At 60.3% G+C, this 8,924-nt stretch carries 12 protein-coding genes; 7 read left to right on the forward strand and 5 right to left on the reverse strand.

Annotation, left to right across the window (positions count from 1 at the left end; all coding sequences use genetic code 11):
• Positions 1 to 113 precede the first annotated feature (113 nt).
• From VDQ28_RS01175 to VDQ28_RS01185, 3 genes are all read left to right on the forward strand, one after another.
• Positions 114 to 353 (forward strand): hypothetical protein, encoded by a 240-nt coding sequence (locus tag VDQ28_RS01175; RefSeq protein WP_168943166.1) that lies wholly within the window; start codon positions 114 to 116, stop codon positions 351 to 353.
• Complete coding sequence (locus VDQ28_RS01180) at positions 353 to 700, forward strand: hypothetical protein (protein WP_323034280.1); 348 nt, start codon at positions 353 to 355, stop codon at positions 698 to 700. Before VDQ28_RS01175 ends, VDQ28_RS01180 begins: the two co-directional genes overlap by 1 nt.
• A gap of 459 nt (positions 701 to 1,159) precedes the next feature.
• A complete protein-coding gene (locus VDQ28_RS01185; RefSeq protein ID WP_323034281.1) occupies positions 1,160 to 1,654 on the forward strand; it encodes a recombinase family protein in 495 nt (164 codons plus the stop codon).
• Positions 1,655 to 2,069: 415 nt separating this feature from the next.
• Here the strand turns inward: VDQ28_RS01185 and VDQ28_RS01190 are convergent, their stop codons facing one another.
• The 5 genes from VDQ28_RS01190 to VDQ28_RS01210 all read right to left on the reverse strand — a co-directional run bounded on the left by VDQ28_RS01190 (position 2,070) and on the right by VDQ28_RS01210 (position 4,206).
• A complete protein-coding gene (locus VDQ28_RS01190; RefSeq protein ID WP_323034282.1) occupies positions 2,070 to 2,342 on the reverse strand; it encodes a hypothetical protein in 273 nt (90 codons plus the stop codon).
• 15 nt (positions 2,343 to 2,357) lie between these two features.
• Positions 2,358 to 2,834: a hypothetical protein gene (locus tag VDQ28_RS01195; protein WP_323034283.1), complete on the reverse strand. Its 477-nt coding sequence runs from the start codon at positions 2,832 to 2,834 to the stop codon at positions 2,358 to 2,360.
• Between the two features lie 252 nt (positions 2,835 to 3,086).
• Entirely contained in the window at positions 3,087 to 3,320 is a 234-nt protein-coding gene (locus tag VDQ28_RS01200; RefSeq protein ID WP_323034284.1) for a hypothetical protein, read from the reverse strand.
• A 326-nt stretch (positions 3,321 to 3,646) separates the two neighbouring features.
• Positions 3,647 to 3,931, reverse strand: a complete 285-nt coding sequence (locus VDQ28_RS01205; RefSeq protein ID WP_323034285.1) for a type II toxin-antitoxin system RelE/ParE family toxin — start codon at positions 3,929 to 3,931, stop codon at positions 3,647 to 3,649.
• Complete coding sequence (locus tag VDQ28_RS01210; RefSeq protein WP_012585367.1) at positions 3,928 to 4,206, reverse strand: hypothetical protein; 279 nt, start codon at positions 4,204 to 4,206, stop codon at positions 3,928 to 3,930. Before VDQ28_RS01210 ends, VDQ28_RS01205 begins: the two co-directional genes overlap by 4 nt.
• Before the next feature lie 238 nt (positions 4,207 to 4,444).
• On the opposite strand from VDQ28_RS01210, the gene VDQ28_RS01215 reads away from it, so the two are divergent.
• From VDQ28_RS01215 to VDQ28_RS01230, 4 genes are all read left to right on the forward strand, one after another.
• Complete coding sequence (locus VDQ28_RS01215; protein ID WP_020651377.1) at positions 4,445 to 5,035, forward strand: recombinase family protein; 591 nt, start codon at positions 4,445 to 4,447, stop codon at positions 5,033 to 5,035.
• A 4-nt stretch (positions 5,036 to 5,039) separates the two neighbouring features.
• Positions 5,040 to 8,006, forward strand: coding sequence for a Tn3 family transposase (locus VDQ28_RS01220; RefSeq protein WP_323034286.1), 2,967 nt, complete (start codon positions 5,040 to 5,042; stop codon positions 8,004 to 8,006).
• A 28-nt stretch (positions 8,007 to 8,034) separates the two neighbouring features.
• On the forward strand, positions 8,035 to 8,142 hold the full coding sequence (locus tag VDQ28_RS01225) for a helix-turn-helix domain-containing protein (protein ID WP_323034287.1): 108 nt from the start codon (positions 8,035 to 8,037) through the stop codon (positions 8,140 to 8,142).
• A gap of 122 nt (positions 8,143 to 8,264) precedes the next feature.
• Positions 8,265 to 8,924: hypothetical protein (locus VDQ28_RS01230; RefSeq protein ID WP_323034288.1), on the forward strand; the 660-nt coding region annotated here is incomplete at its 3' end.

The following is an 8,924-nucleotide window of genomic DNA, read 5'->3' on the forward strand; positions in this document are numbered from 1 at the left end:
GCCCGCGAGGCGCAGGCGCGGCAGTTGGCCGAGAAGTTGAAACAGCAGAAGGAGAAGGAGCAGAAGGAGAAGGAGCAGGCCCGGATGATGAATCAGCAAATGGACATTGACCGATGAACCGCGACGACGAGCAGCGCCGGGCGACCGAGCGCGAGAGCCAGACCAACGCGGCGCATGAGCGCATGAGTCAAACCGAGCAGGCCCGGCGAGAGCAGGAGCAGCAGGAACGGCTGGCCCGTGAAGCTCAGGCGCGGCAGTTGGCCGAAAGACTGCGACAGCAGCGAGCGGCACGCAAACAGCCGCCGCCGCTGGATCGGCGCACACCCACCCATGCACTTGATAGGGGGCGATGATGCAATGGCGCTATGACGAGAACCGGGCGGACTTCCGCCCGGCCCTGCCGGGCGAGATCGAGGCCGACCCGGACGCCCTCTATATCGTCCAGCGCGGCGACGTGCTGATGGTGCGCGAGGACGGCCACGAGCGGCCCATGCCCGAGCGGCTGGACGTAGCCGGGCAGATGTTCGACCGGGAGCAGTTCGACGGTTCCGGCCATCCCCTGCCCTTGCGGGCAGAGATGAGGCGGGACGGCCAATGGGCGCGGGAGCAGTTGCAGGCCCGCGACCGGGCCGAAATCGCCCTGCCGCTGGAATTGCCCATTTGGGTGACGAAAACGCCGCTGACAGAGGGCAAGGCGTGATCCTGTCGCCCGTCTGTGGGCATTTGTTTGTGTTTCATCGTAGCCCTGCCGACTGTTCAGGGGACGTCTCAGAAAACGGAAAATAAAGTACGTTAAGCCATTGGCATGGCCACCGCTCTCGCAAACGATCATTTTCAAGAAGCCACCGTGAGAATGCGGGCCGCGCCAGTGCTGGCCTTGTCCGTCCCGTTCTCGAAAACCGCTCTCGAATCGAGCCGCCGAGACTGCCGAGTTTCGAGAACAGCCGAAACGCCGCTTCCAGCGGCAGACGCCACACGCAAAGCCGCGCCGTTGCTGGATCGAGCATTCCTTAGCGTGCTTTAAATTCCGTTTTCTGAATCGACCCCGTTCAGAAAACGGTGGTTTTCTGGACATGGCGGCAGGGCATCGTTTTTCATGGCCGGATGTGACCTTGCACGTTAATATTGCCGTTAGTTTATCTATGTCCCGGTACTGTGCATGAATCAACGCATTGGCTACGCCCGTGTTTCTACGGACGACCAGCACCTAGACCTGCAACGGGACGCGCTCCAGCAGGCCGGGTGCTCGACCATCTACGAGGAAGCGGCCAGCGGCAAGAGCACGGCACGCCCGGAGCTTGAGCAGTGCCGGAAGGCGCTCCGGGCTGGGGATACCCTCGTGGTGTGGCGGCTGGATCGACTCGGGCGCAGCCTGCCCGATCTGGTGCAGATCGTGGCCGACCTTGAGCAGCGCGGCGTCCATTTCGAGAGCCTGACCGAAAAGATCGAGACGGGCAGCGCATCGGGCAAGCTGCAATTCCATGTGTTCGCGGCGCTGGCCGAGTTCGAGCGCGGTTTAATCCGTGAGCGGACGCAGGCCGGGCTGGCAGCAGCCCGTGCCCGAGGCCGGGCCGGTGGCCGCAAACCCAAGTTGGATGAAAAGCAGGTGCGCGAGATCAAGGCGCTTTTGCGCGATCCCGACATTCAGGGGTAGATCAAGCAGTCGTGTCACCAGCCGCCATTTCGATCACGGCAATGGCAGCCGGGCGTTCACGTTCAAATTGTTCCGGTCTGGATGAGGCCGACTGACGTCTCGGATGGCGCGTGACATACGAGCACTGTGACTCCTGCAGGGGCGACTCAACAGCCTGACCGGACGGCGAGCATCGGCCCTTCTCACGTATTCGTCATGTCAGCTTTGACGCTGCGCACGCGACGGCACCCGACCCAATCCCGCCATTGAGGTTTGAGAAAAGCCGTCGTTCAATGCTCGAGCTCAGGTGCGTTTGACGCGCCGCCCACTCTTGCGGCAAGGCAGGACGGCGAGTCAAACGTCAACCGCAGCGGCTTGTTGGGCGTCAACACGCCACAGGCAGGAGTTCGGCCAGAAAAACTCCGCAGACTGGTTATTACTCAAGAGAAATAAAGCGAACAATCTCAGCCGCACGGCCAGAAAGTATCGGCTTCAATTCCTCGCGGACTTGTTCAATGTTGAAGTCAGGAGATAGCTCCAAAGAGAAGATCATTCCCTCCCTTCTTGCCTCGACTATGCAATCAAGGGCTGTTAGTTCTCCTTCAATACTTTGTAGACAGATCTCGACCTCATCGTCCTCCGGCAAGAATGGGAGGGAAGCCTTGAGATCTGACTCTTTAATCCGCCGAAGTGCCAATACATAAGTCACATGACACCTCTTTTTTCAGAATGCTGCATAGTATCCTGGAGGGCAAAACATCTGAGAAAACTGGTAGATCTGACCAGAAATATCGAATGACTTCTTGCAACTGACCGTTTGTTGCGAATAAGTCGGCTGTTGAGCGGCTTGGGCTTGCTGTTTCTGAATGTTGAGTTGCTGTACTTTGAGAGCAAACTCGGCATCTTGCTGGAAACCTGGGACATCGGGTCGCTGAAGTGTCTGCTGTACGCCGTTTGGGAACTGATCAATTGGCACTGTTCCGTAGTATTGCCTTGCGCCACTCGACCAATTCGCACTACAGGAACTCAAGCTTAGAGAGGTCTCTTTCTTTACTTTTTCGTCGTAGTAAAGTGTCTTTGGCGTGTACCCCCAATTCGTGCCGTTACACACAAGGGTCGCACCCTGTGGATATGAGTCGAAAGTAACCGGGTACTTGCTCGCACACCCAACAGCAGCTACCCCCGCCAAAACTAAGCTCACCACTCTCGCCACAGTTCTCATCTTCTCAGCTCTCACGACCGTCAATTTTCCTTATGAAACTCACACCGTCAAACGAGGCAATCCTAAGCATATACTCCCCGAATCGGCCAATGCTCATACTTCCGCTCAACGCCAAGTTAACCGACAGAACGGCACCGCCTTCCCAGCGAAGCGCTTTGCAATAACGCGTAAAATTTTCGAAGCAAATGGTCCGCTGAAAACTGTACGCGTTGAACAGCAGCTTATGCGTAGCTACCAACGGATGTCTACAATTGTTTTGCCATTGACATCTTTCTGGATGACGCTTTGCGTTACCCTAAATCCTTTGACGGCCGTGTGATTTGTATAGACCACCGACCCAACAATCTCGCCCGATGTGTTTACAATTTCGTATTCATCGACATCAGTTTCCGCCATAAAGCCTTCACTTTTCGACTTTACAAGGATCAACGTCTCGCCTTGATTGAGCTTTAATTTTTCTTTCATCTCGGGATGCTCATTTGGTTACACAACTTTCCTTTCCGGCGATAATAATTAGAAATTAAATTCTAATTTTAATGGCAGAATTTTAAAAGCAATATTTATAATAATAAACTATGAATTATTCGAAATAATACAACAGGAAAGGCAGCCGACGGGATAGGAGGTGACCCGATTTATTCAGCACGGAGGCGGAGAGCATACCGCCTTGCCCCGATGACCGCTATCCGGATCAGGTAGCGAGTGACGGCTGATGGCCGCCTGCCGCCGACCGCGGTCTGGCTCGAAAGCAGTCAGTCAACGCGCCGTTTCATCGTTGCCATGATCGTTTCTTAATCGCGCACAGGCGGCCACAGGCGGGCCGTGTTAACCAGCGTCAGTATCCACGCCGTTTCGCCGTCGATCTGGTACACCAGGCGATAGCTTTCATGCGGGATCAACTCGCGGGTGCCAGGAACGATTCCCGGCTTGCCCAACATGGGGTGCTGGGTCAACCGGGCGGCCGCGTCGCTGAAAATCTCATCCATCCGGGCCGCCGCGCGCGGATTGTCGGCTGCGATGTAGTCCCACACATCGGCACGGTCTTGCTGCGCTTCGGGCGTCCAGACAACTCTCACGACTGCCTCGCCACACTGGCACGCCGTGCGGCGAATTCGGCCTCAACTTCATCGTTCGATCGCCCCAATCCAGCGCGCATTGAAGCCCGGCCGGCCTCGACCTTGCGGCGCAGGAACTCGTCGTACTCGCGCGACTTGCGCTGGCTCTGAATGAACTCGCGCATCAACTCGCGCAGGACTTGCGACGCCGGGCGATGGGCCGCTTCGGCTTCGGCCATGAACTCGGCGCGCAACTCGGGCTCCAGCTTCATCGTGAAAACGGCTTGTTTTGACATGATCGGGGCCTCCTGCCACTTAATACTAACAAAGTATATACGTCGTCTTTACTAAGCGCTACTCACAGAACACTGCAAGGCGGGCCTGCGCTATGCCAAGACCTGTCGGAAAACATTTGATTGTCAACAGATCTTCAACAGCCCTCTGCACCAAGCTCCGAGTGGCCGCAAAATTGTGCGCAAAACTGTGTCGCCAGACGCTACCATGCGGAAACCGCGTCTTGATGGTTTTCCGCTTATGTTAGTAGGTTACATGCGCGTGTCGTCAGATTCCGACCGGCAGAGCACGGACTTGCAGCGCGACGCGCTGCTCGCCGCCGGCGTCGATCCGCGTCACCTGTTCGAGGATTACGCCTCCGGCGCGAAGGACGACCGCGCCGGCTTGGTGCAGGCGCTCGAATTCGTCAGGCCCGGCGACGTACTGGTCGTGTGGAAGCTCGACCGGCTCGGCCGATCGCTGTCGCACCTACTCACCATCGTGACCTCGCTCAAGGACAAGCGGGTGGCGTTCCGCTCGCTGACGGAGAATCTGGACACCACCACGCCATCGGGCGAGTTTCTATTCCAGGTGTTCGGCGCGCTCGCGCAGTACGAGCGCGCCTTGATCCAGGAGCGTGTCGTTGCCGGCCTGGCTGCTGCCCGCAAACGTGGCCGGATCGGTGGGCGGCCGCAGGCAATCACCGGCGAGAAGCTGGATGCCATTATCGCCGCGCTCGAAGGTGGCATGTCCAAGGCAGCCGTGTGCCGCAACTTCGGCGTGAAGCGGACCACCTTGATCGAAACTCTGACGCGGGCCGGCTGGCCCGCGTCAGTGCCCCCAGGAGCGTAGCGGTATGGCGGACGGCGGCGGCAGTAAGGAAGATCAGTGGGTATTGGCGCCAGCCGAACGCGAACTGGTGATGACCAAAAACCGGGCGAACCGGTTGGGCTTTGCCATCCTGCTGACCTTCTTCCGTGATCGCGGCCGTTTTCCGCGCGACGAAACCGAAGTCGAGGTACAGGGCATAGCCGCGCTCGCCAAACAACTCGACGCACCCGCGCCCATCGATGGCGAAGCCTTCCTCACGGGCCGCACTGCCGAGCGGCTGCGCGGCGAAATCCGCGTGCGTTTCGGCTTCCGCGAAGCGACGGTAGCCGATGCCGAGATGCTGACGGAGTGGCTGCGTGATCATGTTGCCGGAGAAGTTGGCGGTGACATTGAGCCGATGATCGAGCGGCTGGAAGGACGTTGCCGCGAACTCGCCATCGAGCCGCCGAAACCAGACCGGATGGAGCGCATCGCGCGCAGTGCGTTGCGCTCCCACGAAGACCGCTTCCATAGCTGCGTGTATGGGCGGCTGCCGCCCGCGACTCGCGAACGCCTGGATGCCTTGCTGCGCCCAGAAGAATCGGGCCACGGGGAGAGCGCCGTTGAAGATGCTCAAGGCGAAGCCGCAGGCAACGCGCCGGCCGTCTTGCTGAAACTGCGCGGCAGTCCCGGCCGCCCAAGCCTTGCCAGCATGCAGGATGAGTTGGCGAAGCTCGAACTGATCCGGGGGATCGAGCTGTCTGCCGATCTGTTCGACCGGACTTCGCCGCGTGACCTGGAGCGCTGCCGCCAGCGTGTGTCGGTCGAGGTTCCCCGCGACCTGCGCCGACATCCCGATGCAGCGCGCCTCACCTGGCTGGCCGCTTTCGTCCACCTGCGCGCCCGCAGCCTGACCGACGACCTGGTGGACTTGCTGATCGAGACCATCCACCAGATCGGCGCGCGTGCCGAACGCAAGGTCGAACGCGAACTGCTGGAGGATCTCAAGCGCGTGTCCGGCAAGCAGAACCTGCTGTTCAATCTGGCCGACGCCACCTTGGCCCAGCCGGACGGCGTGGTGCGCGACGTGGTGTTTCCAGTGGTCGGCGAGCAGACGCTGCGCGATCTGGTCAAGGAGTGGAAGGCCACCGGCCCGACCTACCGCATCACGCTGCGCACTGTGATCCGCAATTCGTACCAGGGCCACTACCGGCGCATAGTACCGACCTTGCTGGCCGCGCTGGTATTCCGCTCCAACAACGACCGCCACCGCCCGGTGATGGACGCGCTCGACCTGGTGAAGCGCTTTGCCGACACCAAGGTGCATACCTTCCCAGCCGACATCGAGGTGCCGCTCGATGGCGTGGTACGTGGCCTGTGGCGAGAAGCCGTCATGGAGACGGACGCCGCCGGCCGGGATCGGGTCAACCGCGTCACCTATGAAATCGCCGTGCTGGAAGCCCTGCGCGAGCGGCTGCGCTGCAAGGAAATCTGGGTGGTCGGCGCGAACCGCTACCGCAACCCCGACGACGATCTGCCGGCTGACTTCGAGCAAAACCGCGAGGACTACTACCGGGCGCTGAACCTGCCTCTCGATGTGGAGCGCTTCATCGCCGACTTGCAGGCCGAAATGCGCGCGGCGCTGTCCACCTTCGACGCTGGCTTGAAGAAGAATCCATCCGTCCGGCTGAGCAGCAAGGGCGGTGGCTGGATCACGCTGACGCCGCTCGATGCGCAACCCGATCCCCCCAATCTGACCGCGCTAAAGGCCGAACTCAATGTCCTCTGGCCGATGACCAGCCTGCTCGATATGGTCAAGGAAACCGATCTGCGGTTGAGCTTTACCGATGCCCTGAAAAGCCCGACCTCCTACGAGTCGATGGATCGCTCGGTGTTGCAGCCGCGCCTGCTCCTGTGTCTGCACGGCCTGGGCACCAATGCTGGCTTGCAGCGCATGGCCGGGCTGGATTCCGGCACCACGGCGCGCGACCTGGCCTATGTGCGCCGCCGTTACATCAGCGTGGACGCGATGCGCCGCGCGATTGCCATCGTCGCAGACGGCACGCTGCAAGCCCGCAACCCGGCGATCTGGGGTAGCGGCACCACCGCTTGCGCGTCGGACTCGAAACACTTCGGCGCGTGGGATCAGAACCTCACCACGCAATGGCACGTCCGCTACGGCGGGCGCGGCGTGATGATCTACTGGCATGTCGAGCGCAGCTCGCTGTGCATCCATTCGCAGCTCAAGTCGCCGTCGTCGTCGGAGGTGGCGTCGATGATCGAGGGCGTGATCCACCATTGCACCGAGATGGAGGTGGATCGGCAGTATGTCGATTCGCACGGCCAGAGCACGGTGGCGTTCGCCTTCTGCCGCCTGCTGGGCTTCCAGTTGCTGCCACGGCTGAAGGCCATCCACTCACAGAAGCTGTACCGGCCAGAGACCGGCAAGGCCGACGCCTACGCGAACCTGCAACAGATTCTGACCAAGCCCATCGACTGGGACTCGGTGCGGCAACAGTACGACCAGATGCTCAAGTACGCTACCGCGCTGCGCCTGGGGACAGCGGACACCGAAGCCATCCTGCGCCGCTTCACCAAGAAGAACGTGCAGCACCCGACCTATAAGGCATTCGCTGAGTTGGGCAAGGCGATCAAGACTATCTTCCTGTGCCGCTACCTGCACGACGAGGCGTTGCGCCGGGAAATCAACGAGGGGCTGAACGTAGTCGAGCAGTGGAACGGCGCGACCGACTTCGTGTTCTTCGCCCGCCGGGGCGAGATGGCGAGCAACCGCCGCGAGGATCACGAGGTCAGCATGCTCGCGCTGCACTTGATCCAGAACTGTATGGTCTACATCAACACGCTGATGATCCAGAAGGTCTTGGCCCTGCCGCATTGGCAGGGCAGGTTCACACCACGCGACTACGCCGCCCTGACGCCGCTGATCTGGGAACACGTCAACCCGTATGGTCGGTTCGATCTCGATATGAACACCCGGCTCGACCTACCGTGATCGAAATGGCGGCTGGTGACACGACTGCTTGCTCTACCCCATTCAGGTGGCGGACGTGGCGCGGCGCTATGGCGTGTCCCGAACCACCCTATACAAGCATGTCGGGGCCGTCGCTCCAAGGGGGGCGCGTCGATGACCAGAAAAGAAAAAACCCGCCAACGTGGGCGGGTTTCTTCGTACTATCGTATGTCCTCGGGGGGAGGCTTGCGCCCGCTAGTCCCGTGGCTAGTGACTCAAATATAAGGCTTCCGGGCGGGTATGTCAAACAACCAGAAAACGACCATTAATGCAGTACGGGCCGCGTTGTCAGCGGCTCGCATGGGAACCTTCGAGGCCGCAGCCGGGGTGCAGTCGGATGATGACCCTGCCGCCCTGCTGCTCTACGCATGGAATGCCGAGGTATCGGGCGCGTTTCTGGCCCCGCTGCATGTGTGTGAAGTTGTCATCCGAAACGCTGTTTCTGATGCGCTGGAAGCCCTCTATGGGCCGCGCTGGCCGTGGTCGGCAACATTCGAGCGCAGCTTGCCCGATCCCATGCAAGGCTACAGCCCGCGCCGTGACCTGCAAAGTGCCAGACGGGCAGCGCAGACCACGGGCAAGGTAATCCCGGAATTGAAGTTCGTTTTCTGGCAGAAGATGTTCACAGGCCGTTACGACACCCGAATTTGGGATCAGCACCTGCGGCGTGTCCTGCCGAACCTTGACCCGGCCAAGCCCGTTGCCACTCTGCGGCAAGCGATCTATGGCGATTTGGAGCGCGTGCGCCTGCTGCGGAACCGCATAGCGCACCACGAGCCGATCTTTGCACGAGCGTTAGCAGATGACTATCAGACGGTATTGATGCTGGTCACGTACCGCTGCACGGTCACAGCCGCTTGGATGGATAGCAATCAGACCGCCACGGCCATCATTGCCGCC

Origin of the sequence: Pararhodobacter sp. (assembly GCF_034676545.1) — a bacterium.
Classification (GTDB): domain Bacteria; phylum Pseudomonadota; class Alphaproteobacteria; order Rhodobacterales; family Rhodobacteraceae; genus Pararhodobacter.

Bases quoted from the DNA above. Each gene is read 5' to 3' on its own strand.
- VDQ28_RS01220 (WP_323034286.1), top strand. From the start codon at position 5,040: ATGGCGGACGGCGGCGGCAGTAAGGAAGATCAGTGGGTATTGGCGCCA.
- VDQ28_RS01215 (WP_020651377.1), top strand. From the start codon at position 4,445: ATGTTAGTAGGTTACATGCGCGTGTCGTCAGATTCCGACCGGCAGAGC.
- VDQ28_RS01175 (WP_168943166.1), top strand. From the start codon at position 114: ATGAACCGCGACGACGAGCAGCGCCGGGCGACCGAGCGCGAGAGCCAG.
- VDQ28_RS01180 (WP_323034280.1), top strand. From the start codon at position 353: ATGCAATGGCGCTATGACGAGAACCGGGCGGACTTCCGCCCGGCCCTG.
- VDQ28_RS01210 (WP_012585367.1), bottom strand. From the start codon at position 4,206: ATGTCAAAACAAGCCGTTTTCACGATGAAGCTGGAGCCCGAGTTGCGC.
- VDQ28_RS01185 (WP_323034281.1), top strand. From the start codon at position 1,160: ATGAATCAACGCATTGGCTACGCCCGTGTTTCTACGGACGACCAGCAC.
- VDQ28_RS01200 (WP_323034284.1), bottom strand. From the start codon at position 3,320: ATGAAAGAAAAATTAAAGCTCAATCAAGGCGAGACGTTGATCCTTGTA.